At 30.2% G+C, this 25,128-nt stretch carries 27 protein-coding genes and 2 tRNA genes; 12 read left to right on the top strand and 17 right to left on the bottom strand.

The genetic code is table 11. From position 1 onward, the window contains the following. From MR285_RS04230 to glpK, 3 genes are all read right to left on the bottom strand, one after another. Nucleotides 1-519 (bottom strand): ATP-binding cassette domain-containing protein (locus MR285_RS04230; protein WP_293558344.1); only part of this gene is annotated, 519 nt, incomplete at its 3' end. Nucleotides 520-602: 83 nt separating this feature from the next. Then, nucleotides 603-1,847 (bottom strand): serine dehydratase subunit alpha family protein, encoded by a 1,245-nt coding sequence (locus tag MR285_RS04225; protein WP_293558342.1) that lies wholly within the window; start codon nucleotides 1,845-1,847, stop codon nucleotides 603-605. A gap of 117 nt (nucleotides 1,848-1,964) precedes the next feature. Then, entirely contained in the window at nucleotides 1,965-3,452 is a 1,488-nt protein-coding gene (gene glpK, locus MR285_RS04220; RefSeq protein ID WP_293558340.1) for a glycerol kinase GlpK, read from the bottom strand. An 85-nt stretch (nucleotides 3,453-3,537) separates the two neighbouring features. Here glpK and MR285_RS04215 point away from each other — a divergent pair. Next, nucleotides 3,538-3,613: transfer RNA gene (locus tag MR285_RS04215), tRNA-Thr, on the top strand. A gap of 45 nt (nucleotides 3,614-3,658) precedes the next feature. On the opposite strand, the gene MR285_RS04210 is transcribed toward MR285_RS04215, so the two are convergent. The 12 genes from MR285_RS04210 to rpmH all read right to left on the bottom strand — a co-directional run bounded on the left by MR285_RS04210 (nucleotide 3,659) and on the right by rpmH (nucleotide 13,091). Further along, entirely contained in the window at nucleotides 3,659-4,075 is a 417-nt protein-coding gene (locus MR285_RS04210; protein ID WP_293558339.1) for a hypothetical protein, read from the bottom strand. After that, nucleotides 4,075-4,968, bottom strand: a complete 894-nt coding sequence (locus MR285_RS04205; RefSeq protein ID WP_293558337.1) for a PhzF family phenazine biosynthesis protein — start codon at nucleotides 4,966-4,968, stop codon at nucleotides 4,075-4,077. Before MR285_RS04205 ends, MR285_RS04210 begins: the two co-directional genes overlap by 1 nt. Next, on the bottom strand, nucleotides 4,968-5,819 hold the full coding sequence (locus MR285_RS04200) for a ParB/RepB/Spo0J family partition protein (protein ID WP_293558335.1): 852 nt from the start codon (nucleotides 5,817-5,819) through the stop codon (nucleotides 4,968-4,970). Before MR285_RS04200 ends, MR285_RS04205 begins: the two co-directional genes overlap by 1 nt. Continuing rightward, entirely contained in the window at nucleotides 5,812-6,567 is a 756-nt protein-coding gene (locus MR285_RS04195) for a ParA family protein (protein WP_293558333.1), read from the bottom strand. The genes MR285_RS04200 and MR285_RS04195 overlap by 8 nt, the downstream gene beginning before the upstream one ends. A gap of 191 nt (nucleotides 6,568-6,758) precedes the next feature. Next, the gene (rsmG, locus tag MR285_RS04190) at nucleotides 6,759-7,451 is read right to left on the bottom strand and encodes a 16S rRNA (guanine(527)-N(7))-methyltransferase RsmG (RefSeq protein WP_293558331.1); all 693 of its coding nucleotides are present in this window, start codon (nucleotides 7,449-7,451) and stop codon (nucleotides 6,759-6,761) included. Then, complete coding sequence (gene mnmG / locus MR285_RS04185; protein WP_293558329.1) at nucleotides 7,441-9,345, bottom strand: tRNA uridine-5-carboxymethylaminomethyl(34) synthesis enzyme MnmG; 1,905 nt, start codon at nucleotides 9,343-9,345, stop codon at nucleotides 7,441-7,443. The genes rsmG and mnmG overlap by 11 nt, the downstream gene beginning before the upstream one ends. Before the next feature lie 6 nt (nucleotides 9,346-9,351). Continuing rightward, nucleotides 9,352-10,731 (bottom strand): tRNA uridine-5-carboxymethylaminomethyl(34) synthesis GTPase MnmE, encoded by a 1,380-nt coding sequence (mnmE, locus tag MR285_RS04180; protein ID WP_293558327.1) that lies wholly within the window; start codon nucleotides 10,729-10,731, stop codon nucleotides 9,352-9,354. 84 nt (nucleotides 10,732-10,815) lie between these two features. Continuing rightward, a complete protein-coding gene (gene jag, locus MR285_RS04175; protein ID WP_293558325.1) occupies nucleotides 10,816-11,646 on the bottom strand; it encodes an RNA-binding cell elongation regulator Jag/EloR in 831 nt (276 codons plus the stop codon). Continuing rightward, nucleotides 11,646-12,380 (bottom strand): YidC/Oxa1 family membrane protein insertase, encoded by a 735-nt coding sequence (locus MR285_RS04170; protein WP_293558323.1) that lies wholly within the window; start codon nucleotides 12,378-12,380, stop codon nucleotides 11,646-11,648. Before MR285_RS04170 ends, jag begins: the two co-directional genes overlap by 1 nt. 18 nt (nucleotides 12,381-12,398) lie before the next feature. After that, the gene (gene yidD / locus MR285_RS04165) at nucleotides 12,399-12,614 is read right to left on the bottom strand and encodes a membrane protein insertion efficiency factor YidD (protein ID WP_075659723.1); all 216 of its coding nucleotides are present in this window, start codon (nucleotides 12,612-12,614) and stop codon (nucleotides 12,399-12,401) included. Next, nucleotides 12,611-12,946 (bottom strand): ribonuclease P protein component, encoded by a 336-nt coding sequence (gene rnpA, locus MR285_RS04160; protein ID WP_293558321.1) that lies wholly within the window; start codon nucleotides 12,944-12,946, stop codon nucleotides 12,611-12,613. The genes yidD and rnpA overlap by 4 nt, the downstream gene beginning before the upstream one ends. Nucleotides 12,947-12,953: 7 nt before the next feature. Continuing rightward, a complete protein-coding gene (gene rpmH, locus MR285_RS04155) occupies nucleotides 12,954-13,091 on the bottom strand; it encodes a 50S ribosomal protein L34 (protein ID WP_218914858.1) in 138 nt (45 codons plus the stop codon). Between the two features lie 439 nt (nucleotides 13,092-13,530). Here rpmH and dnaA point away from each other — a divergent pair, with 439 nt between their 5' ends. From dnaA to MR285_RS04105, 10 genes are all read left to right on the top strand, one after another. Then, on the top strand, nucleotides 13,531-14,880 hold the full coding sequence (gene dnaA, locus MR285_RS04150) for a chromosomal replication initiator protein DnaA (protein WP_293558316.1): 1,350 nt from the start codon (nucleotides 13,531-13,533) through the stop codon (nucleotides 14,878-14,880). Between the two features lie 147 nt (nucleotides 14,881-15,027). Then, on the top strand, nucleotides 15,028-16,122 hold the full coding sequence (gene dnaN, locus MR285_RS04145; protein ID WP_293558314.1) for a DNA polymerase III subunit beta: 1,095 nt from the start codon (nucleotides 15,028-15,030) through the stop codon (nucleotides 16,120-16,122). 2 nt (nucleotides 16,123-16,124) lie between these two features. Then, nucleotides 16,125-16,337, top strand: a complete 213-nt coding sequence (gene yaaA / locus MR285_RS04140; RefSeq protein WP_293558312.1) for a S4 domain-containing protein YaaA — start codon at nucleotides 16,125-16,127, stop codon at nucleotides 16,335-16,337. Further along, the gene (gene recF / locus MR285_RS04135) at nucleotides 16,334-17,410 is read left to right on the top strand and encodes a DNA replication/repair protein RecF (RefSeq protein WP_293558310.1); all 1,077 of its coding nucleotides are present in this window, start codon (nucleotides 16,334-16,336) and stop codon (nucleotides 17,408-17,410) included. The genes yaaA and recF overlap by 4 nt, the downstream gene beginning before the upstream one ends. A gap of 13 nt (nucleotides 17,411-17,423) precedes the next feature. Beyond that, nucleotides 17,424-19,337: a DNA topoisomerase (ATP-hydrolyzing) subunit B gene (gene gyrB / locus MR285_RS04130; protein WP_293558308.1), complete on the top strand. Its 1,914-nt coding sequence runs from the start codon at nucleotides 17,424-17,426 to the stop codon at nucleotides 19,335-19,337. Between the two features lie 9 nt (nucleotides 19,338-19,346). Continuing rightward, nucleotides 19,347-21,776, top strand: a complete 2,430-nt coding sequence (gyrA, locus tag MR285_RS04125; protein WP_293558307.1) for a DNA gyrase subunit A — start codon at nucleotides 19,347-19,349, stop codon at nucleotides 21,774-21,776. Nucleotides 21,777-21,784: 8 nt separating this feature from the next. Then, complete coding sequence (locus tag MR285_RS04120; RefSeq protein ID WP_293558305.1) at nucleotides 21,785-22,096, top strand: STAS domain-containing protein; 312 nt, start codon at nucleotides 21,785-21,787, stop codon at nucleotides 22,094-22,096. A gap of 1 nt (nucleotide 22,097) precedes the next feature. Then, a complete protein-coding gene (locus MR285_RS04115) occupies nucleotides 22,098-22,445 on the top strand; it encodes an anti-sigma factor (protein ID WP_293558303.1) in 348 nt (115 codons plus the stop codon). Nucleotides 22,446-22,454: 9 nt separating this feature from the next. Beyond that, entirely contained in the window at nucleotides 22,455-23,240 is a 786-nt protein-coding gene (locus tag MR285_RS04110; RefSeq protein ID WP_293558301.1) for a SigB/SigF/SigG family RNA polymerase sigma factor, read from the top strand. Then, complete coding sequence (locus MR285_RS04105; RefSeq protein WP_293558299.1) at nucleotides 23,240-23,890, top strand: transporter associated domain-containing protein; 651 nt, start codon at nucleotides 23,240-23,242, stop codon at nucleotides 23,888-23,890. The genes MR285_RS04110 and MR285_RS04105 overlap by 1 nt, the downstream gene beginning before the upstream one ends. A gap of 171 nt (nucleotides 23,891-24,061) precedes the next feature. Here MR285_RS04105 and MR285_RS04100 read toward each other — a convergent pair whose 3' ends face one another. Continuing rightward, nucleotides 24,062-24,394, bottom strand: coding sequence for a phage holin family protein (locus MR285_RS04100; protein WP_293558297.1), 333 nt, complete (start codon nucleotides 24,392-24,394; stop codon nucleotides 24,062-24,064). 88 nt (nucleotides 24,395-24,482) lie between these two features. Between MR285_RS04100 and cutA the strand changes: the two genes are divergently transcribed. Then, nucleotides 24,483-24,800, top strand: coding sequence for a divalent cation tolerance protein CutA (gene cutA / locus MR285_RS04095; protein ID WP_293558295.1), 318 nt, complete (start codon nucleotides 24,483-24,485; stop codon nucleotides 24,798-24,800). 36 nt (nucleotides 24,801-24,836) lie between these two features. On the opposite strand, the gene MR285_RS04090 is transcribed toward cutA, so the two are convergent. Then, nucleotides 24,837-24,913: transfer RNA gene (locus MR285_RS04090), tRNA-Arg, on the bottom strand. Nucleotides 24,914-25,128: the final 215 nt, after the last annotated feature.

The following is a 25,128-nucleotide window of genomic DNA, read 5'->3' as shown; positions in this document are numbered from 1 at the left end:
TCTATCATGAGATATGAGCAAAAACCCTTTTTTACTTTTCAGATACTCACTTACAATTTTTCTTCCGTCCATATCTAAATGGTTTGTTGGTTCATCAATAAGTAAAAAGCCATCTTCTCTTGTAAACAAAATAGCTAAAAGAATTTTTGTTTGTTCTCCTTTAGAAAGCTTTTCAAACTCTCTATAAATTAGATCTTCATCTATATTTAGCAAATTAAGTTCTCTAAATAATTTCCATTCTTCCTCATCTGATATTAGTTCTTTATATAAATCAATCCCTAATTTTGAAGTATCGTTTATATTTGGTGGGAATTTAATAAAGTCAACACTTTTGCTGATTTTGCCTTGATAAATCTCTTGATTTAGAAGTAGCTTAAATAGAGTAGACTTGCCAGTTCCATTTCTTCCTATTAGTCCTGTTTTCCAGTTTGTATCAAAAGAAAATGATACATTTTCAAATACCGGTCTCACATATCCATAATATGAGAAAGTGAGGTTTTCAATTTTAATTACTGACATAAAACACCTCTCGCAAGCATATTTTGCTTAATATTATACTATCTTTAAGCCATTTTTCTATTTAGTACCTCGTCTTTTAATTTTTATTTTCCAATCATTTCTTTTAAAATAACCTCGTCAGTTTCTCTCATTCCATCCTTTGCAATGTGTCCAACTGTTTTAATCATATCGTCTACATCGCTCTTTACTATTCCGTCACCAGATTTAAATGAGTTGCCAGACTTTGCTTGCTTATATGCAAGGAGTGACATTTTTAAGCTAGATGCAATTTTTATGGCACAAGATTCCTTTGCTCCATCGCAAATAATTCCTGAATTTGTCGCAAGTGCATTTTTTAGAATTTCTTTTATAAGGTCTTCGTCTTCATCTTTCATAAAGGCAATTCCACATACAGAAGAAGCTGCGGCAGACACAACTCCACAATAAGCAGATAATTCGCCAATTCCCTCTTTTATGTAAAGACCAATTAAATTTGCAAAAATAAGTGATCTATATAATTTATCCCTTTCTATATTGTGGTCCTTTGCATAAATAATTATAGGAACAGAAACTGTTATTCCTTGGTTTCCACTTCCAGAATTTATAACAACAGGTTTTTCACAGCCAGACATTCGAGCATCAGAACCTGCAGCTGCGTAGGCAACTAATTTGTCATTATAGTTATCTTTTGCATCTTCTAAAATCATTTTTCCAATGTTTGCACCCCATGGGTTTTCAATTCCTTCTACTGCAATAGCGTAATTGTACTCAATTTCTTTATCTAAGACGTCTGTTATGCTTTTATAGTTTCCATTTTTTGCAAAATCATAAATTTTATCAAAGGATAAATCTATTTTATCTTCTGGCTTTTCATCTTCATTTTTATTTTCGAAAAGTACTTTATCATTTATACTCTCATAAATAATATTCGTATGGTAATCCTTAATTACTACACGAGATTTATTGCCATTCTTCTCCATAATTATGTCTATGTAAAGTCCCTTAATATCATGAACAAGTTCTATTTTAACTAAACCTTTTTTTATAAGATCATCTAACATATTTAACTTGCTTTTATCAACACTAGATAAAACTTCAAGTTTCTTATTATAATCTCCAAGAAATGCGCCCGCAGTAAGAGAAATTTCAATTCCCTTTCTTCCATCAGTGCCTGGCACTTTCACACTATTCACGTTCTTAATCATATTGCCCGATAACTTTGCCGTAATCTTTTCAGGGTCTTCTCCTAATATAGATCTTGCACGACTTGCGCCATAAGCCAAAGCTATGGGCTCGGTACATCCAAAAGCTGGTACCATTTTTTCTCTCAAAAAATCATTGTAATCCATAAAAATCTCCTCATAATTTTTTTATTAAATATATTATAACAAAAATGATAACCTTATCCTATTAAAAACTCTTTCTTAAAAATTAAATCTTCAAGCATTCTTACAACTTATTTTTTATTATTTCGCCCAATTCATAGAATATTTTATGGCTTCATGCCATCTATCCATCTTTTTATTTCTTTCTTCCTCTTCCATTTTTGGCTCAAAATATTTTTCTATTTCATTGTTTTCTCTTATTTCATCTATATTCTTCCAAAATCCTACTGCCAGCCCAGCCATGTAACATGCACCAAGAGCTGTCAATTCAATTACTTTTGGCCTTGTGACTTCAACTCCAACAATATCTGACAAAAATTGCATCAAAAAATTATTCTTGCTAACTCCGCCATCAACCTTTAGTGATTTAATTTTTATCTTTGAATCTTCCTGCATTGCTTCTACTACATCACAACTCAAGTACGCTATTGATTCCAATACTGCTCTTATTATGTGATATTTATTAACTGAGCCTGTTAGTCCAATTATGCTGCCTCTTGCGTATTGATCCCAATAAGGCGCTCCAAGACCTGTGAAGGCTGGTATAAAATAACAGTCATTGGTGTCCTTTACCTTGCTTGCCATGTATTCGGAATCGTCTGCTTGGTCTATAATCCTTAGATTGTCACGCAAAAAATTAATGCATGAACCTGCTTCGAAAATTGATCCTTCAAGTGCATATTTAATCTTCCCATTTATTGACCATGCAATTGTTGAAACAAGACCATTTTGTGATCTTATTAGCTCGTCGCCAGTATTCATTAGGATAAAAGCTCCTGTGCCATAAGTTGATTTTGCCATGCCTTTTTCAAAGGATGCTGTGCCAAAAAGTGAAGACTGTTGATCACCTATTGCAGAGGCAATTGGTATTTCACAACCTAAGTATTTTGATTTTGAATTGCCATATACTTCGCTAGAATTTTTTATTTCGGGAAGCATGGATCTCGGTATGTCAAAAATTTCTAAAAGCTCATCGTCCCATTTCTTTTCTTTTATGTTAAATAACATTGTCCTTGACGCATTTGTGTAGTCTGTTATGTGAACTTCACCATCTGTTAATTTATAGATTAGATATGTATCTACTGTCCCAAACAAAAGTTCTCCGCGATTAGCCATTTCTCTTGCACCGTCCACATTTTCAAGAATCCACCTTATTTTTGTGGCGGAAAAATAAGGGTCTATCACAAGTCCCGTCTTTTCTTTTATTTTTTCTTCAAGTCCTCTTTCTTTTAGTTCTTCACAGTATTTTGAAGTTCTTTTGCACTGCCATACAATAGCGTTATAAACTGGCTCCATTGTCTTTTTGTTCCAAACAATTGTAGTTTCTCTTTGATTTGTAATTCCAATCGCCGCAATATCTTTTGGGTCGATACCTTTTTTAGACATTGCTTCCACTGCCGTACCTATTTGCTTTGACCAAAGATCTTCTGGCTCTTCTTCAACATATCCAGGTTTTGGAAAATGTTTAATAAGTTCCTTTTGCGCAACAGATACTGGATTTCCCTTTTTATCAAAAATTATTGTCCTTGCAGATGTAGTACCTGCATCAAATGCCATTATGTATTTCATTTAATCACCATCTTCATTATATCATTAATACATTATTTTTCGATTTTACTTTTTTTTAATTAGTGCTATAATTATTTTATTATTTGCTGATATGGCTCAGTTGGTAGAGCAATTGATTCGTAATCAATAGGTCGGCGGTTCAAATCCGCCTATCAGCTCCATTTATATCTTTAAAAAGCTGACTTTTTAACTAAGCCAGCTTTATTTTATCTTCCATACTTTTCTATTATATTATCAATCATTTTTGAGTTGTTTGAACTAATATTGTAATAAATATTATTTACTCTAATAGTAAGACCTGTTTTTACAAAAGAAATTTTATTTCCACTTGTAAAATAGACGTTTATATAATTTGCAATTTCTGCATTAGTATCTTTATTTGCCTGTTTTCCTCTCAATCGATTTAAATCTTTTACTATTTTATTTACAATTTTTTCTTCCTTTATTGTCTTCATATTGTCGGTTTTAAAACCAATTATTTCAATGTAATCAACATCTTTTGGATTAATATCTACTATTTTATTCCGTGAAGAAACTAAACTAACTCCAAAAAACATAATTACTACAAAAAATACGAAGAGAACAATTTTTGATTTCTTTGATTTTTTCTCTTTTCTCGCCATTATAAATATAAAACTCCATTCATAAATACGTAAGCTCTTCCCCCAACGCGAATTCTCTTTTCTCTATCTGTTATGCTAGTAAAAACTTTTGAAATTCTCCCGATGTAATCGCCTTGTATTGCTGTAATACTCTTACTTTCTGTTATTCTGTTTGAACTTAGATAATACATAGTTGCTGCTGTTGATGTTCCGCTTCCAAATTCTTCATCCTCGCCGATTATTGGAGAAAAAGTTCTTTGTTTAATTGTTTTCCCATCATTAGTTGTGAAAGCATGAATTGATATTAAATTTTCATCTCTCGAAATTTTAAGTGCTTCTTTTTTATCTAATAATATAGAAGAAAGTGATTCCTCATTTTTTACAGGTACAATTATGTCACAAGTTCCCGTTGATATTTTTTTCATGCTCAAATTTTCAGCTATTTCAAGTCCTATATCTTCTTTTTTTAAGTTAAGAATTTTTAAAATTCTATCTTCGTCTTCAAAATTTTCATCTAGTTTAATATCTAAATTCATATAAATATTTTGAATTTTTCCATTCCTATATTCAAGTTCAACAGGTATTTTCCCAATTTTTGTATGTTGAATAATCTTCTTTATACCTTCTTCTTCACTTTTAATATATTCATTTTCTGCTAGTGCATAAAAAGTTGCAACAGTAGCATGTCCACAAAGGTTTATCTCACCTTCAGGAGTAAAGAATCTCGTTAAATATCGATCCCTATCTAATTCTCTTACAAAGACAATTACAGATTGATTAATATCCTTTGCAATATTTTCCATTTCTTCATCTGAAAGTTTTCCATCATCGTCAATTACTACACCAGTCGAATTACCCATAAAAGCCCTATCCGAAAAGGCCGATACTAAATATGTCGTATAAAATCTTTTCATTACATTAAATCCTTTTTCAAAATAAGATCAACAATTCTAGATAAGTCCTCTTCGCCATAATATTCGATTTCAATTTTACCGACTTTTCCTCTTTTTTTGAAACTTACCTTTGTTCCAAGTGATCTTTCAACTTCACTTCTTATGTCTTCTAAAAAAACATCTTTTACTTTTTCTTTTTTTCCAGTCTCAGCAACTTTTTTGTTATCATTTACTGGAATTGAATTTTTTATAATCTTCATGGCCTCTTTATATTGTTTGTCCCCATCTTTTATGGAAAGCAAGTTTTTACCATGAGATGTGCTAATCTTTCCCTCTTCCAAAAGTTTTAGAACTCTAGGGTCTAGCTTTAAAAGCCTAATAGTATTTCCAACGTATTGTCTACTTTTGCCAATTTCATCAGCAAGTTCTTTTTGTGTTAGTCCTTGTGAATCTAATAGATGTTTGTAGCTCATAGCCTCTTCCACGGGATTTAGGTCTTTTCTCTGAATGTTTTCAATGATTGCAATTCTACTAGAAATTTCATCAGATACATCTTTTACAATCGCAGGGACCTTTGTTACTCCAGCATCTACTGCAGCTCTATATCTTCTTTCTCCAGCAATGATTTCATATTTATCATTTTTTTTCTTTAGTAAAAGTGGCTGAATAATTCCATATTTTTTTATTGATTGAGAAAGTTCATATAACTCATCTTTGTCAAAATTTTTTCTAGGCTGATCCTCATTTGGAATAATGTCAAATACATTGATTCCCATAAGTTTTGAACTATCTTCTTCAATAACTTCTCTTATTTTTTCACTAGATGTTAAAAAGTTTCCTATTCCTCTGCCAAGTCCATTTTTTTTAGTCATTTATTTCACCTATTACTTCCTTAGCAAGGTCTGTGTACGCTCTTGCACCCTTAGATTTGCTGTCATAATCATATATATTCATGCCAAAGCTCGGAGCTTCTGCAAGTCTAACATTTCTTGGTATGAAAGTTTTAAAAACTTTGTCCTTAAAGAATTTTTTAACTTCTTCTGCCACTTGATTAGAAAGATTATTCCTTCCGTCGTACATACACATCACAACGCCTAAAATACTCAAATTTGGATTAAAATTATCTCTTACAAGAGTAATTGTGTCCATTAATTGTGAAACACCTTCAAGAGCATAGTATTCGCATTGTACAGGAATAAGAATTTTATCGCTTGCAACTAAAGACATCATAGACAATACTCCTAGAGATGGAGGAGAGTCAAGAATTACAAAATCATAATTGTCCTTTACCTTATCTATCATCTTTTTTAACTTAAACTGCCAGTCATCGTATCTTGCAAGTTCAATTTCCACTCCTGCAAATTCCCCATTTGAAGGAATTATGTCAAGCTTATTAAAAGAAGTTTTATAAATAGAATCTACTTTTTCATCTATAACAAAGTCGTATATCATATTTTCAAACTCGTAAACTCCAAGCCCCGATGTAGAATTTCCTTGTGGATCCATGTCGACAATAAGTGTTTCTTTACCTCTCAAGGCAAGTGCTGAACTTAAATTTATAACAGTGGTACTTTTCCCAACTCCACCTTTTTGATTAAAAACTGTAATTACAACAGACATTTTTTACCTCATTTCTATATAATTAATGATAACATGTTTGAATTTTTTTTAAAAGGTAAAGCAAAAAAATAAGCTCCAAAAATTTTTTGAAGCTTTGCTCCACGTAGAGCATTTTTATATTTATATAATTTTTATCTTTGTTGCTCTACGTAGAGCATCTTTATTTTATTGATTAATTTGATTTTTGAAATTTATAAAGGTGCTTTTCTTGGCTTTCCTCCGCCTCTTGGATATTTTTTGTTGGTTTTTTTTAATTTCTTGATAACTATAATATAGTGGTCTATGTCCTTTGGTAGTGGAGTATGGATTACATCTTCTACAATTCCACCCATTAATTCAATTGCTCTTTTTGCTTTTTCAAGTTCTTCTTTATATTCCGGACCTTTTTGAGAAATAAAATACCCACCAACTTTTACAAATCCCATTGCATATTCTGTTAAAGTAGCTAGATTTGCAACTGCTCTTGATACTGCTATGTCAAATTGTTCTCTATATTCCTCTGTCCTTGCAATTTCTTCGGCTCTAGCGTGAATTGCCTTTATTTTTTTTAGATTAAGCTCTTTGATTACGCCATTTAAAAAATCAATTCTTTTTCTTAGTGAATCAAGAAGAGTTATATCTAATTGTTCGTTATAAAGCTTTAACGGAATCCCTGGGAACCCTGCTCCAGTTCCAATATCAATGATTTTTTTCTCTCCATCAAATTTTTTTGTCTTAAAGAGACTTAATGAGTCCAAAAAATGTTTTACATTAAATTCATCATCTTCAGTAATTCGAGTGAGATTTATGTGTTCGTTGTATTTTAATATTAGTTCTTTATATTTTTCAAATTTATCAATATTATCTGTATCCAAATCATAATCTGTCATATAATCAATTAGCATTTTTTCTCCTTAATTGTTCAAGATGTATTAATAGTACATTTATATCTGCTGGGGAAACTCCCGTTATTCTAGATGCTTGACCAATAGATTCTGGTCTAATATCAGATAATTTTTCCTTTGCTTCTAACCTAAGTCCTTCTATGTTTTTATAATCAATATCCTTGGAAAGTTTTTTGTTTTCAAGCTTTTTAAATTGTTTTATTTGTATTTCTTGTTTTTTAATATATCCTTCGTACTTTATTTCAATTTCAATATTTCTTATTACATCACTTCTAACAAAAGGTCTATCTTTGTCAAACACTGCAAGTTTTTTATAGTCAAGTTCTGGCCTTTTTATAAGTTCATAAAGTGAAAAAGAATTTTGAGTTTCTGTTGATCCTAAGCATTTTAGGATTTTATTGTTTTCAACAGTTGGGTTAATTTGAATTTTTTTAATTCTATTAATTTCTTCTTCGATGGCATTTTTTCTGTATAAATATCCCTTATATCTCTCGTCATCTACAAGTCCAATTTCTCTTCCTCTTTCTGTAAGTCTTAAATCTGCATTGTCTTGTCTTAGAGTGAGTCTATATTCAGCTCTTGAAGTCATCATTCTATAAGGTTCTCTAGTTCCCTTAGTTACTAAATCGTCAATTAAAACTCCAATATATGCTTCAGATCTATCTAGCACGAAGGGTTCTTTTCCCTTGACTTTAAGAGCTGCGTTTATTCCTGCAACAATTCCCTGTGCTCCTGCTTCTTCATATCCACTAGACCCGTTAATTTGTCCAGCAAAAAATAATCCCTCATAGTCCATATGCTCAAGAGTCCTCTTTAAGAGAGTTGCGTCAATTGCATCGTATTCAATAGCATAGGCTGGTCTTAAAATTTTACAGTGTTCCATTCCTATTATTTCTCTGTAAAACTGATTTTGTATTTCAACTGGTAGGGAAGATGACACACCTTGGATGTACATTTCATCAGTAGTAAGACCTTCTGGCTCAATAAAAACTTGATGTGAATCTCTGTCGGCAAATCTAGTTACTTTATCTTCAATAGATGGACAGTATCTTGGACCTTTTCCCTCAATATCACCAAGAGCAAGTGCAGATCTTTCGATATTATTTCTAATAATCTCATGACACTTTTTAGTTGTATAAGTCAAATAACAAAGTTCTTGTTGAATATCATATTTTTTATCAATATTTAAGAAAGAAAATGGGATTATTTCCTCATCTCCTTTTTGTTCTGTCATAACAGAATAATCCATTGATTTGCGCAAAACTCTTGCAGGAGTACCTGTTTTCAATCTCCTGAGTTCCATTCCAAAATCTTTTTCAAGACTTTCTGAAAGATAATTTGCTGGACCAAATCCACTTGGACCAGAAGAATAATTTACTTCTCCCATAAATACCTTTGATCTTAGGTAAGTTCCGCTACATATTACAACGCATTTAGTGTTGTATTTAGCACCATTTCTCGTTAAAACTCCTGTTACTTTCTTCCCATCTTTTAAAATTCTAATAGCTTCATCTTGAACAAGATATAAATTATCTTCATTTTCCAATACTCTTTTCATCTCGTCGTGATACTTTCTCTTGTCAGCTTGCACTCTAAGTGAATGAACAGCTGGACCTTTTGAAGTATTGAGCATCCTAGATTGGATAAAAGTCTTGTCTATATTTTTTGCCATTTCGCCGCCTAGAGCGTCAATTTCACGAACTAAATGGCCCTTGCCTGTTCCGCCAATGTTAGGGTTGCAGCTAAGTTGTGCTATTGAATCTAAATTTATACATAATAAAAGAGTTTTTGCTCCAAGTCTTGCAGATGCAAGAGCAGCTTCACTTCCTGCATGACCTGCTCCAATTACAACTGTATCAAAATCTCCAGCTTCAAAATATTTAATATCTGACATCTTTACCTACTTTCCTATACAAAAATCAGAAAATACTCTGTCCAAAATATCTTCCGTTGTAATTGTTCCTGTTATTTCAGAAATATGTGCAATTACATTTTCGAGGTCAACTTCAATTAAATCTAAAAACACCTTTTTATTTAAGCTTTCTTTTACCTCTAAAAGCTCTTTTCTTGCTTCCTTTAATGCATTTATATGTCTAATATTAGAAAGCACTGTGTCAGATGAAATTTGAAGTTCTCCGTCGAAGAACAAATCTAAAATTAGTTTTTCAACTTTTTTAACAGATTCATTTTTCATAACTGAAAGTCTCAAATAATCATCTTTAAAATACTTTACAATTTCTTCGTTAGAAATCTTTTGTTCTAAATCATCTTTGTTTAATATAGTAATATGTTTTTTATTTTCGATTAATTTTAAAATTTCTTTATCGTTCTGATCAAACTCTCTTGAAATATCAAAAATCGCAATCACTAGATCGGCATCTTTCAGTTTTTCTCTTGCAATATTTACGCCAATTTTTTCAACTTCATCATCAGTTTCTCTAATTCCTGCAGTATCAGAAATTTTTAATAAAACACCATCTAAATTTATATAATCTTCAATCACATCTCTAGTTGTGCCTGCAATGTCAGTTACTATGGCTCTTTCGTACTTTAAAAGTCCATTTAAAAGCGAAGATTTGCCAACATTTGGTTTTCCGAGAATTACAGTATTTATTCCATCTCTAAGGAGTCTTGAGTTTTTGGAATTTTCCAGAAGATTATCCATTTTGTTTAAAATTTTTTCACTCCTATCAATAAGGTCATTGTAGGCAGCATCTTCAATATCTTCGTCAGGAAAATCTATGTTTGCGACAATAAGAGCCTGCATAGAGATAAGTTCATCTTTTAATTTATTTAGTACCTCGCTGAGAGCACCACTAAGTTGATTTAAGCCAAGATCAAAAGAAATATCTGTTTTTGCCTTAATCATATCTATTACTGCCTCAGCTTGAGTTAGATCGATTCTTCCATTAAGAAAACCTCTCTTAGTAAACTCCCCTTTTTCTGCCAGCCTTGCGCCCTTAGATAGAATTAAATTTAAAATTCTTTTGACAGAAACAATTCCTCCGTGACAGTGAATTTCAACAATATCTTCAGCAGTATAGGAGTGAGGTCCCTTCATCTTTACAACTAAAACTTCATCTATTTTTTTGTTTCCATCACATATGTGACCATACAAAAACTTTCTATTTTCAGCATCTGCTATCTTTTTTCCACTGGCAGATACAAAAATTTTATCTATTATATTTATTGAATCTTCGCCGCTCATTCTTACAATTGCAATACCAGCTTCGCCAATTGCAGTAGAAATTGCAGCAATAGTATCATTTAAATTTCCCATTATATCAGTCCTTTTAAACTATATTACTACAATTAAATCAAATAAAAAAGAAGGCTTTTAAAATAAAGCCCTCTTATAAAATTTTTAATATTTTCTTTCTTTTTGAATTACAACTTTTCTAAAAGGATCTTTCCCTTCAGAATGTGTTAAAACTCCTTCAAAATCTTGCAAAGTTGTGTGAATAATTTTTCTTTCATAAGAATTCATAGGTTCAAGCTTAACTGATCTGCCAGTCTTTGTAACCTTATTAGCCATTTTATTTGCAAGGTTTATAAGAGTTTGTTTTCTCTTTTCTCTATAACCACTAGAATCTAAGTTTACTCTAATATATCTTGAAGATTTTTTATTAACTATCAAATTTAAAATATATTGAATTGAATCGAGAGTTATGCCTCTTTTTCCAATTAAAATTCCAAGTCTATTTTCATCTCCATTGATATTAATGTTTAGAGTATTATCTTCCAATTCCATTTCCACAGTATTGTCAAGTTCCAAAGTATCAAGAATTTTTGAAGTAAATTCTCTAGCAGCATCTAAGATATTTTCATTTTCTTCTTCGATGCTATTTGAACTTTCTTCAACATATACATCTTCACTAATTTCAAGACTATCTTCTGTTGTTTCTGTGGAGATTTCATTATTTTCTATTTCAAGTTCAACATTATCTTGAACTGCGTCTTGGCTCTTCTCTGGTTCAATTTTTTCGTTAAATATTTCATCTAAAATACTTTTAGTTTCATCTTTCTTTGGCCAAACTTTTACAGTTGCATCCTTAGAACCAATAAGTCCCAGAAATCCCTTTTGACCTTCATCTAGCACTTCGATTTCAGCATTTTCTCTTGAAATATTTAACTCACTTAGAGCCTCTCTTACTGCTTCATCAACGGATTTTCCCGTTTTAATTACATAATTCATTACTTATCCTTAACCTCAACTTCTTCAATCTCTTCTTCTACAATCTTATTAGTAATAAGCTGTTGGACTATTGAAAATATATTAGAAACAGTCCAATAAATAACAAGACCAGCTGCATATCTTCTCGCCATTGAAAAAATTAAAATAGGCATTACAACCATCATAGTAGTCATCATTGACTTAGCCTGATCAGCACCTGCACCTTGAGAGGCAGGGTTTTTAGTAGTAATAAAACTTACTAAAAAAGTTGAAACAGCAGCTATAACAGGCATAATAAAAGTTGGATCTACATGATCAATATTCTCTATATAAAAGAAGTTCTTGTTCATTGTTTCATAAAAACCTGGATCCGTAAAAGCGAAGGTTTGTGGGTTTAAAAACACTCTATAAAAAGCAATTAACACAACCATTGTTATAATCATTGGCAGACATCCACTAGCGACGTTATAATTAGCATCTTTATAAAGTTTTTGTTGTTTAGCAGCTAAAGTTTGTGGATCATTCTTGTACTTTTGTTGTATTTTTTTAAGCTCTGGTTGAAGTTTTGCCATTTTCTTTTGACTTTTCATCTGAGAAATATTTAGTGGCAAAATTAAAAGCTTAATAATAATAGTAGCAATAATAATCGAAAGTGCAAAGTATGAAACTTGAGCTGGTTCATTTTGCATAATTGTAGCGAGTCCATCATAGATGAACTTTACAAAAATTCCAAGTATAGAACTAATTAAATGCATTAATAATTTCCTCCAATATTAAATGAGAGGATCGTAACCGCCTTTGTGAAAGGGATGGCATTTTAAAATTCTTCTAATAGTAAGATAAGTACCTTTAAAAAAACCATACTTCTCGTAGGCTTCATAACTATATTGTGAACAAGTGGGTGTAAATCTACAATGTCTTCCTGGTAAAAGATATGTAGAAATAAATTTTTGATAAAATCTTATTAATAACATACAAATTTTACTCATTTAATCATCTTCTTTTGTCTTTTTAAAACAGAAAAAAAAGAACTCCTAAAGTCTTTAAAATCAGAATCACATGCATCCTTTTTAGCAACGAATACATAATCGTAACCTGGTTTTATTTTATGAGAATTCTCTCTTAAAAGGTGTTTTAATCTTCTTCTAACAAAATTTCTATTTACGGCATTTCCAATCTTTTTAGTAGCAGTAATTCCAAATCTTGGATAATCTCTTTTATTCTCAACAGTAAAAAGAGTAATATACTTAGATCCAGAAATTTTTTTGTTAGAATAAACCCTCTGAAATTCACTATTCTTTTTTAAATAACAATCCTTCATTATAAACCTAAGCTGAAAGTCTCTTTCTGCCCTTTCTTCTTCTTGCCTTAATAACGGCTCTACCTGCTCTAGTTCTCATTCTTGAACGAAAACCATGTTCTCTTTTTCTTTGTTTATTTTTTGGTTGAAAAGTTCTCTTCAAAATTCTCACCTCTTTCTATCTTTATCATTTTATTTACAAACGGTTAAATTGTCAAGTAATATAGATGATTTAATAGTAAATAGGCTAAAATTTTTATTTTAATTATTTCAAAAATTAAAAATTTTAAAATCTTGTAAAATCCCTTGTTGTTGATAAGTCTAGCATTATTTGTTAAAATATATGTGGATAAATATAAATTGTTTGTAGATAAAAACAAAACTGTTTATAAATAAAGTTATTAACATTATGTTGATAATATGTTGATAATTTTATTTTTATTTTGTAAAAATTAGAAATAATCTTGTTTTTATTAAAAGTTATCAACAATTCTAGTTAAAATATATTGTTTATATTTTTTTATCCACAGATTTATTCACAATTGTAGATTTAATTATTAACTACATTTTATCAACAATATAAAAATTGTTAATGAGGAGGAAATATGGACAAAGAACTTTCCACAATGTGGGAATCTTTCTTAAAAGAACTTGAAAAAAGATCTATGTCTCAAGTTACATATTCCACTTGGTTTTCAAGAATGCTTCCAAAATCAATAGACTACGATAGCAAAAAAATTGTAATTAAAGTTCCGTCACCTTTTATAAGAGATTATCTCGTAAATAACAAAAGACACTTTGATTTAGTTGGCGATGCTTTAAAGGAAATTACTGGAATTGATTTTGACATTAGCATTATTTCAGATGACGAATCTGCCGATTCAAATCCTGCTGGACTTATAAATAAGCCATTTTTAAATGTATCAAGGCTCAATCCAAAATACACTTTCGAAACATTTGTAGTTGGAAAGAGCAACGAATTTGCCCATGCAGCAGCACTTGCAGTTTCTGAGAATTATGAAAATCCGCAAAATGCCTTTTCAAATCCACTCTTCATATATGGAGGTGTTGGACTTGGAAAGACCCATTTAATGCACGCAATTGGACATTTTGTACTAGAGCAAGATCCTACTAAAAAAATTTTATATGTTACAAGTGAACAATTTACAAATGAACTTATAAATTCCATTCAAACTAATAAAAACGAAGAATTTAGAAATAAGTACAGAAAGGTAGATCTTCTCTTAATCGACGATATTCAATTTATAGCTGATAAAGACAGAACTCAGGAAGAATTTTTTCATACCTTTAATGAACTTCACGAACAAAATAAACAAATTGTATTAACTTCTGATAAACCGCCTAAGGATATTAAAAGTCTTGAGGAAAGGTTAATTTCAAGATTTGCTTGGGGACTTGTAGTAGACATTGGACCTCCTGATTTAGAAACTAGAATTGCAATTCTTAGAAAAAAAGCTGACTCTGAAGGTTTTGAAGTTAGCCAAGAAGTTATGAATTTTATAGCTGAAAATGTAAGAAGTAATATTAGAGAACTTGAGGGAGCACTCTCTCGCGTTATGGCATATTCAAAGCTAACAGATTCTGATATTTCTGTTGATTCTGCAGCTATAGTCCTTCGAGATATTTACGAAACTAAAGAAAAAAAACAAATTACAGCGGAATTTATAAAAGCAGAAGTTGCCAAAAAATATGGCTTAACGATAGATGATTTGAATTCACGAAAAAGGACCAATGCTATTGCTTATCCAAGGCAAATAGCTATGTATATTACTAGAGAACTTACTGATTTAAGCCTTCCAAAAATAGGCGATGTATTTGGTGGTCGTGATCACTCAACTGTAATTCACGCATACGATAAAATAACTCAGGATTTAGATAATGATCCTATATTTAAAATTGAGATAACAAATTTAATAAAAGAAATAAAATCTTAATTGTTGATAACTTTTCAAAAGTAAAAAACTTATCAACATGTTATCAATATTAATTTTTATTAAATCTCAAGATTTTAAGGACTTATTCACAAATTAACAAGCCCTACTACTATTACTATTTTATATACTATTTTCTAGGAGGAAAAAATGCTAATAAAGGTTAACAGAAAAGAACTGACAAAACACATTTCAATAGTTCAAAAAGCAATTTCTCAGAGAACAACTATGCAAATACTTGAAGGCATAAAAATAACAGCTAAAGATAACACTTTAATATTAGCTGCTACTGATACAGAAATAAGCATTAAGACTAAATTAAATGCAATAGTTGAAAGAGAAGGAGAAATCGTAATAAATTCCAGACTATTTGGAGATATTGTTAGAAAACTTGAAAATGACATTATAAATATAAATGTAGAAAATTATGTGATGAATCTAAAGTGTGGTGATTCTATTTTTAATATTTCTACTCAAAAGGCAGATGAATATCCAGATCTTCCAAAGGTTGAAGATGATATTAAGATAAATATTTCATCAAATGATTTAAAAAACATTGTAAAGAAAACTACTTTTGCAGTTTCCAATGACGAATCTAGAATTGTTTTCACTGGTGTACTTATGGATATAAGGAAGAGTTTTATAAACTTCGTTGCACTAGATGGATTTAGAATGGCAATTCAAAAACTTGAAAAGGAAACGGGAATTGAAAATTCAATTATTATACCATCAAGATCACTTAATGAACTTGTAAAAATAATAGATAATGATATAGATGTAACTCTTAATATTTCAAAAAATAATATAGTTTTTAAATTTGATAACACTGTATTTTATAGTACATTATTAAGTGGCGAATTTTTTAGTTACGGTGCACTTCTAAGAGATGAACACAAAATTTCTACTATTGTATCGAAAAGGGAATTTCAACTTGCAGTTGAAAGAGCATCTCTTCTTGCAAGAGAAGATAGAGCAAATCTTATTAAATTAAATGTATTAGAAAATTACATCAATATTAAGAGTAATTCAGAAATAGGAGATGTTTTTGAAAAGGTCAAGACATCAGAACATGAAGAAGTTTTAGATATTGCTTTTAATTCAAGATATATTTTAGATGGAGTTAAAATTTTAGAATCTGAGGAAATTGTACTTAACTTTACAGATTCCGTAAATCCATTAATAATAACAGAAAAAGAAGATGACTCCTATATATATCTTGTACTTCCAGTTAGACTTGCGGGGTAATTATGGAAACTATAAATATAGATACTGAATTTATAAAACTAGATTCTTTTTTAAAACTTACAGGACTTTGTGAATCAGGTGGTTTTGCCAAGGCTATGATCTTAGATGGAAATGTAAAAGTTAATGGAGAAGTTGAAACTAGAAGAGGAAAAAAATTATACAAGGGAGACAAAATTTCCTTTGATGGAAATGAATATATAATTGGTGAGAAATGAAACTCAAATATCTAAGACTTTTTAATTTCAGAAATTATAAGAGTTTAGATTTTATTCCTGGTGAAAATATAAATGTGCTCTATGGTTTAAATGCTTCGGGAAAGACAAACTTAATTGAATCTATATATATGTCTATAAGGGCAAATTCTTTTAGAAATCCAAAAGATAAAGATCTCATTAATGTTGATGAAAATTATTCTAGTATTATTACGAGATATAATATAGAGGATTATAAGGATGATTATAGAGTTGAAATTTCAAAATTTGAAAATAAAAAATTATTTATAAATGATGAAAAAGTAAATACCAAGGATTATAGAAAATCTAGGTTTGTTGTTCTTTTTAATCCCGATGATCTCAATATGATAAAATATTCACCTAAGGAAAGAAGAAAATTTTTAGACGATTTATTGTCAAATATTGATCTTAATTATGATTTTTATATGTACAAATATAGAAGACTTTTATTCGAGAGAAATAAACTTCTAAAGATGAATATGGATAAAAATCTTTTAGATGTATATGACAGAGAAATAGTAAAAAATGGGACTAAAATAATTATTATGAGGTTAAAAACCATAAAGAGATTAAATGAAATTGCTAAAGAGCATTATAAATTAATTTCTGGGGATGATCTTAATATTACTTATCTTTCAACGGTTCCAGTTTTAGTTGATGAGAGAGAACTTATGGAAAATTATTTAATGCTTTTAAAGGATTCTCTTTCTAAGGATTTGGAAAAAAAATACACGACTATTGGTCCTCATAGAGATGATTTAGATTTTAAGATTAACAAATTTTCTTCTAAGAGTTATGGATCTCAAGGCGAACAAAGAAGTATTGTACTTAGTTTAAAGTTAGCTGAAGCAGATTTAATAAAGGATTTATATAAAATAAAACCACTTCTTCTTTTAGATGATGTTTTTTCAGAGATTGATTCAAATAGAAGTAAGTATTTATTACATTCATTAAAAGATTTACAGACATTTATTACTACAACAGAAACTGATAATTTTTTAAAGTCGGTTGATGCAAATTTTTATAGAATAAGTGAAGGTAAATTAATTTATTAGAACAGGAGATAAAATGGCGAAAGACAAAAGACATTATGACGCATCGGACATACAGGTCTTGGAGGGACTAGATCCCGTTAGAAAAAGACCTGGTATGTATATTGGTTCTACTGGACCAAGAGGACTCCATCATTTAGTATATGAAGTTGTGGACAATTCAATTGATGAGGCTCTTGCCGGTATATGCGATCATATAATTATAAAAATAAACAAAGATGGAAGTATAGAAATTTCTGATAATGGTTCAGGTATTCCAGTTGCAATACACCCACAAACTGGCAAATCAACAGTAGAAACTGTACTTACAATTCTTCACGCAGGTGGAAAATTCAACAATTCTGCTTATAAAGTTTCTGGTGGACTTCACGGTGTAGGTGTATCTGTAGTAAATGCTCTTTCAAATAAATTAGTTGCAACCGTAAAAAGAGGTGGCAAAATTTATAGACAAGAGTTTTCTAGAGGTATTAAAAAAACTGAACTTGAAGTTATAGGAGAAACTAAAATTGATGACACTGGTACTAAAATTTATTTTGAACCAGATGATACAATATTTGAAACTGTAGAATTTTCTGACGAAGTTCTCTCTAAGAGATTTAGAGAAATGGCTTTTTTAAATAAAGGGATTAAAATTGAATTCATAGATGAAAGAAAAAATTCAAGAGAAGTGTTCCACTATGAAGGTGGAATTAAATCCTTTGTTGAATTTATTAATCATAAGAAAAAGCCAATTCATGACGAAATAATATATATAGATGAAGTAAGAGAAGAAACTGCAGTTGAAATTGCAATTCAGTACACAGATTCTTATTCAGAAGTCGTGCTTTCCTTTGCAAATAATATTAATACTGAGGAAGGTGGAAGTCACCTTTCAGGTTTTAGATCTGCTCTTACTAGAACTTTAAATGACTATGGAAGAAAAAATAATATTATAAAGGAAAAAGAAGAAAATCTTTCAGGAGAAGATGTAAGGGAAGGAATTTCTGCAGTAATAAGTGTAAAACTTCCTGACCCACAATTTGAAGGACAAACTAAAGGAAAACTTGGCAATTCAGAAACAAGGGGAATTGTAGATTCAGTTTTATCTGAAGACTTGACAATTTTCTTGGAAGAAAATCCAAAAATTGGAAAACAAATTTTAGATAAAGCTCTTTCAGCAAGGCGTGCAAGAGAAGCTGCTAGAAAGGCAAGAGATTTAACTAGAAAGAAAAACAATTTAGAGTCAATGACTCTTCCAGGTAAGCTTGCAGATTGTCAAAATGACGATCCAGGGAGAAATGAAATCTTTTTAGTCGAAGGTAATTCTGCTGGTGGTTCTGCAAAGGACGGTAGAGATTCAGAGTATCAAGCAATTCTTCCTTTAAGAGGAAAGATCATGAACGTTGAAAAGGCAAGATTGGATAAAATGCTAAATTCATCTGAAATTCGTGCAATGATTACTGCCTTTGGAACGGGAATTGGCGAAGAATTTAATATAGACAAACTAAGATACGATAAAATTATAATCATGACTGATGCCGACGTTGACGGTGCTCACATTATGACTCTTCTTTTGACATTATTCTTTAGATATATGAAACCTCTTATAGAAGAGGGACATGTCTATGTTGCACAAGCTCCGCTATATGGTATAGAAAAGGGAACAAAAATACTTAGATATTGTCACAATGAAAAGGAACTTAAACTTGCACTTAAAGAATATAAAGACGCAAAAGTAAATATTAAGAGATATAAAGGTCTAGGAGAAATGAATCCTGAACAACTTTGGGAAACTACAATGAATCCAGACAACAGACTTCTTTTAAAGGTAAATATAGATGATTTAACAGAAGCTGATGATACTTTTACAATTTTAATGGGTTCAGAAGTTGAACCAAGAAGAGAATTTATAACAGAAAATGCAGTTTATGCAGATTATATAGATGCATAGGGGTGAAAGATGACTGAAAATAATTTTATAGAATCAGGAATACTTGATGTTGATATTAATAAAAAAATGAGGTCTTCTTATCTCGATTATTCAATGTCTGTAATAGTGGCAAGAGCACTTCCTGATGTAAGAGATGGACTTAAACCAGTTCACAGAAGAATTTTATATGGAATGCAAGGACTAAACCTTGCATCTAATGGACCATATAGAAAATCTGCAAGGCTTGTTGGGGATGTAATGGGTAAATATCACCCTCATGGTGATTCTTCAATTTATGAAGCAACAGTAAGACTTGCACAAGATTTTAATACTAGATATCCACTAGTAGATGGACAAGGAAACTTTGGTAATATCGACGGCGACGGTGCTGCAGCAATGCGTTATACAGAAGTTAGAATGACTAAGCTTGCAGAAGAAATGCTAAGAGATATAAATAAAGATACAGTTGATTTTGTTCCAAACTTTGACGAAAATGAAAAGGAACCAACTATTCTTCCAGCAAGATTTCCAAATCTTTTGGTAAATGGATCTAGTGGTATTGCCGTAGGTATGGCTACAAATATGGCTCCACATAATATGAATGAATCAATTGATGGAATCATAGCTTATATTGACAACGACAATATTTCCATTAGTGAATTAAATGAAATTATAAAGGGACCAGATTTTCCAACAGGAGCTCAAATTATGGGAACTGATGGAATTAAGGAAGCATATGAAACAGGTAGAGGAAAAATAATTGTAAGGGCAATTGCAGAAATAAAAAGTTTTAAAAATAATCGTGAAAAAATAGTTATTACAGAACTTCCTTATCAAGTTAACAAATCTGCACTTATAATGAAAATTGCTGATCTTGCAAAAAATAAAGTAATTGACGGAATTTCAAATATTACAGATGCTTCAAATCGGAAGGGAATCAACATAATTGTTGAATTAAAAAGAGATGCCAATGCAGAAGTTGTTTTAAATAAACTTTACAAAAATACGCAAATGCAAATAACTTTTGGAATTATAAATCTTGCACTTGTAAATGGAAAGCCAGAAATTCTAAATTTAAAAGAAATTATAAGATATTATGTTGATCACCAAGTTGAAGTAGTTACTAGAAGAACTAAATTTGATTTAGACAAAGCTGAAAAGAGAGCTCATATAATTGAAGGACTTTTTATAGCACTTGATAATATTGACAAAATTATAAAAATAGTAAGAGCATCAAAGGATGATTCTGAAGCAAAGAAAAAATTCTATGAAGAATTTAACTTATCTGATGCACAATCTCAAGCTATTTTAGACATGAGAATAAGAAGACTTACAGGACTTGAAAGAGAAAGACTTGAAGCTGAATATGAAAAACTTCAAGCTGATATAAAATGGTTTAAAGAAATTTTAGAAGACAATAATGTACTTATGAACCTAATAAAAGAAGAGCTTCTTGAAATAAAAACAAAGTATGGAGATTTGAGAAGAACTGTAATTTCTAACGATAGAACTGATATAGAAATAGAAGATATTATAAAGAAAGAAGATGTTGTAATAACACTTACTCAATTTGGCTATATCAAGAGAATGAGCGAGGGAACTTATAAACCACAAAAAAGAGGTGGCAGAGGAGTTTCTTCAGGAAATATGAGAGACAATGATTTTGTAAAGGAACTTTTTGTAACATCAACTCACGATATGATTTTATTCTTTACATCTTTAGGAAACGTATTTAAATTAAAAGCATATGAAATTCCAGAAGATTCAAGAACTTCAAGGGGAACTGCAATTGTTAATCTACTTGCACTAGAAGAAGGAGAAAAAGTTACATCAATAATTCCAGTGAAAGAATACGATCCTGACATGAATTTCTTAATGGTTACTGAAAAGGGACTTATAAAGAGAACACCGTTTAAAGATTACAAAAATATTAGGAAATCTGGGATAATTGCTATAAAATTAAATGAAGATGATAAATTAATTAATGTTCATTTAACAAAAAATAATGAAGATGTAATACTTGTAACTAAAAAAGGTCTTTCAATAAGATTTAACGAAGAACAAGTTAGAAAATCTGGTAGAAATTCTATGGGAGTTAAGTCAATTGATCTTGCTCATGATGATATTGTAGTTTCATCTGATCTTGCATACGATGATAAATATTTATTAGTAATATCTGAAAATGGATTTGGAAAATTAACTGAAATATCAAAATACAGACCACAAAATAGAGGTGGAAAAGGTCTTTTAACTTATAAGATTACTAAAAAGACTGGCGATTTAGCATCTGCTGCAGTGGTGGAAAAAGAAGATGATGTGATGATAATTGCAGATTCTGGAGTTATTATTAGAATTTTGACAGAAGATATTTCTATCCAAGGAAGAAATACATCTGGTGTTAAACTTATGAATTTGATTGATGCAAAAGTTGTAGCTGTGGCAAATTATATTGGAGATTAGGAGGCTTTATGGAATTTAAATTAGAATCAAAAAATACTGATGAATTTTTAATTTTATATCCAAAGGGAGAATTGGATGTATACAATACAAAAAAATTCAAAGAAAAATCTATAAAATACTACGAAAAATGCAAAAAAGATATTTTATTTGACTGTAGTGATTTAGAATATCTTGATTCAACAGGTCTTGGTTCACTTATCTACATTCTAAAAGAATTAGAAAAAGATGGAAATAAAATTGTAATTGAAAATTTAAATAAATCAATAATGAAGCTCTTTAAAATAACCAAGCTTGACGATATGTTTGAAATCAGGGGGTAGTATGGATACACTTAAATATCAAATACCTAATGATGCCAAATATTTTTCAACAGTAAGATTAATGTTATCTGGTATTTTAAATCTATTAAATAGAAACATTGAAGAAATAGAAGATTTAAAAATGGCAGTTACAGAAAGTTTGAATATTTCGCTATGTTTAACTGATCTAGATCATATTGACATAGTATTTGAAATAGAAGAAAAAAATATAAAAATTTGTGTAAGTGAGATCAAGGAAGAGAAGTTAGAAAAATCTGAGGAATTATTTCTTTCAAAAACAATTATTGAATCTCTTGTAGATGAATGCTATTTTGATGAAAATAAATTTATTTTGTTAAAAAAATTGTAAGGATTTGTTATGAATTTAAAAGAATACAACAATTTAGATAGAAGACTTACAAAGGAAGAGAGAAGAGAACTTTTTAGAGAATATCACGAAACTGAGGATCAAGAAATAAGGGATATTTTAATCGAAGAGCATCTTTATATAGCAGAAATCCTATCTAAAAAATACGCAGGTAGGGGAATAGATTATGACGACATCTATCAAGTGGCATCTATTGGGTTAATATATGCAATACAGAGATATGATCCAGAAAAAGGATTTGAATTTTCATCTTTTGCAACACCGACTATAATTGGAGAAATAAAAAAATATTTTAGGGACAATGGATGGACAATTAGAGTTCCAAGAAGAATCCAAGAGCTTTCTAAAAAAATTGCAAATGCGACTGTTACTTTATCCCAAAAATATCAAAAAACTCCAACTATTAATGAAATTGCAGAATTTTTAAATTCAACTCCAGAAGAAATTATGGAATCAATGGAAGCATCAAAAGTCTATACTCCTCAGTCCCTTGATGTAACTTATGAATCAGGTGACGAAAGTGAAGTAAATCTATCCGATTTAATAGGAGTAGAGGAAAAGTATTTCGACAAAATAGAGTCAAATGACTTCTTTAAAAGGGCAATGGAAAATTTAGATGAAGTTGAAAAAACTATTTTAATCGACAGATATTTTAATAAAAAAACACAAGTTGTAATTGCAAAGGAACTAAACATTTCTCAAATGACAGTTTCTAGAATAGAAAAGAAAGTTTTAGAAAAAATGAAAAAAGAACTTGCTAAAACTATGGAGGTTTAATGAATAGAAATAGGTACCTAGTTACACTTTTAAAACTAGTAAATTTATTTGAAATAGTTGTGTCCGTTATGCTAATAGCTGGAGTTGTAATATCAGTGCCTGATATTTTAAAATACTATTTTAAAATAATAACAAGCGATGCAACACTTTCTTATAAAATATTCCAAAATTTTCTTTCTCACGTGCTTTTACTTGTAATAGCCATAGAATTTGTGGTGTTAATGATTGCTCATACCGATACGAATATAATTCATTTAATATTACTTGTAATATCTAGGAAGATGTTGGTATACTCAGACACGATGATAGACTTACTTATAGCAACTGTTGCAATTGCAGTATTGTTTGCCGTAAGAAAATTTTTATTGACTGGCGTTAATATGGACAGCACAACAAATGAACAAAATGAATATTCCGCATCAACTCCAATTAAAATACTCAACCGAAAATATGGATTTGACATAGAATCAGGTGACTCAACTACACTTGGAGGTTATGTGTCTGCACTACTAATTAAAAATGCAGAAGAAGCAGATACTGGAGTAATTGTAGAAGATGGAAATTACATTTTCCAAATTGTAAAAATGGCAACCGGTGGAGTTATACAAATAGTTTCAGTAGAAAGAATAGACAAAAAAATAAACAAATAAATTTTAACCTATGAGATTTAGATTTAACTCATAGGTTTTTTAATAAAAAATTAAGAACAAATGTAGATAAAAAATAAAAAATGTGAATAACTTTAACAAAATTTTAAAAAATAAATAGACTTATCCACAAAAAATAAAAAAGACTCGGATTTACCGAGTCCAAAAACTTAATTACATAGTTTGTTTATCTGCTGGTAAAAATGAATCCACAATACCAAGAATAACAGCACCAACAACAGCACCAAGAATTGATACAGTAAATCCATCTACAATTTGACCTGTAATGAATAGAATAATAGCGGCAACTACAAATCCTACAGCTCCTCTACCAAATGGTGATGCGTCAACACCTGTGAATTTATTTATTGCCCAGTCTAAAATTCCAATAACAATAGCTGCCATAATAGCAGTTGAATATCCATCTGTTTGAATTCCTATAGAAAGTGCAGAAGTTATAAGTATAGCTAGTCCACTTACAAGGATTTTAATTATTAATTTTATCATAATTTCTCCTCCTAATTTATTTATAGCCATTGGACAACATTTTAAACAATTTTTAATTATTTGGGTATAAAAAGATGGGAGGTTTGTAATGAAATTTGTAAAAATAGAAGTATTTATCCCGAGAGAAAATACAAAAAAACTAATGGAAAAAGTAAATGAAGGAGGATTTTTAAAAGAAGAAAACTATGACTTTTGCTATGCAGAAACTCCGGTTATAGGACATTTCAGACCAATAGAAGGTGCAAATCCATATATAGGAAGACTTGGAAAAATAGAAGATGTTTTAGAAAACAAAGTTGAATTTAGAATAAGACAAGGAGATTTATCTAAAGTAATGAAGATAATAAAAGAAAATCATCCCTATGAAGTACCAGTTATAAATGTAATAGAGCTTTATGATGTTTAACAAGCATAAAAAAATCACCTGCAAAAGCAAGTGATATGGCGTCCGCGAGAGGAATCGAACCTCCGACCCCACGCTTAGGAGGCGTGTGCTCTATCCTACTGAGCTACGTGGACTTATAAAATAATTGTATATAAAATTTTAAGAAGTGTCAATTTTTTTTGACACTTCAAATATTCAAATTATTTTTGGCTAATTGTATAATGAAATTGAACTAAAAAAATTCCATAGCTTATCACCTTTGGTATAATTGATTTACCACAAAACAAAACCAAAAGGTGATAACTATGGAATATAATAATACTACAACAAATTCAAGAAAAAATAAACA

The sequence above is a fragment of the Peptoniphilus sp. genome (genome assembly GCF_022767005.1).
Taxonomy (GTDB): Bacteria; Bacillota; Clostridia; order Tissierellales; family Peptoniphilaceae; genus Peptoniphilus_A.
Note: the sequence above shows the minus strand (reverse complement) of the source record. Positions and strands in the feature narration are given on the sequence as shown.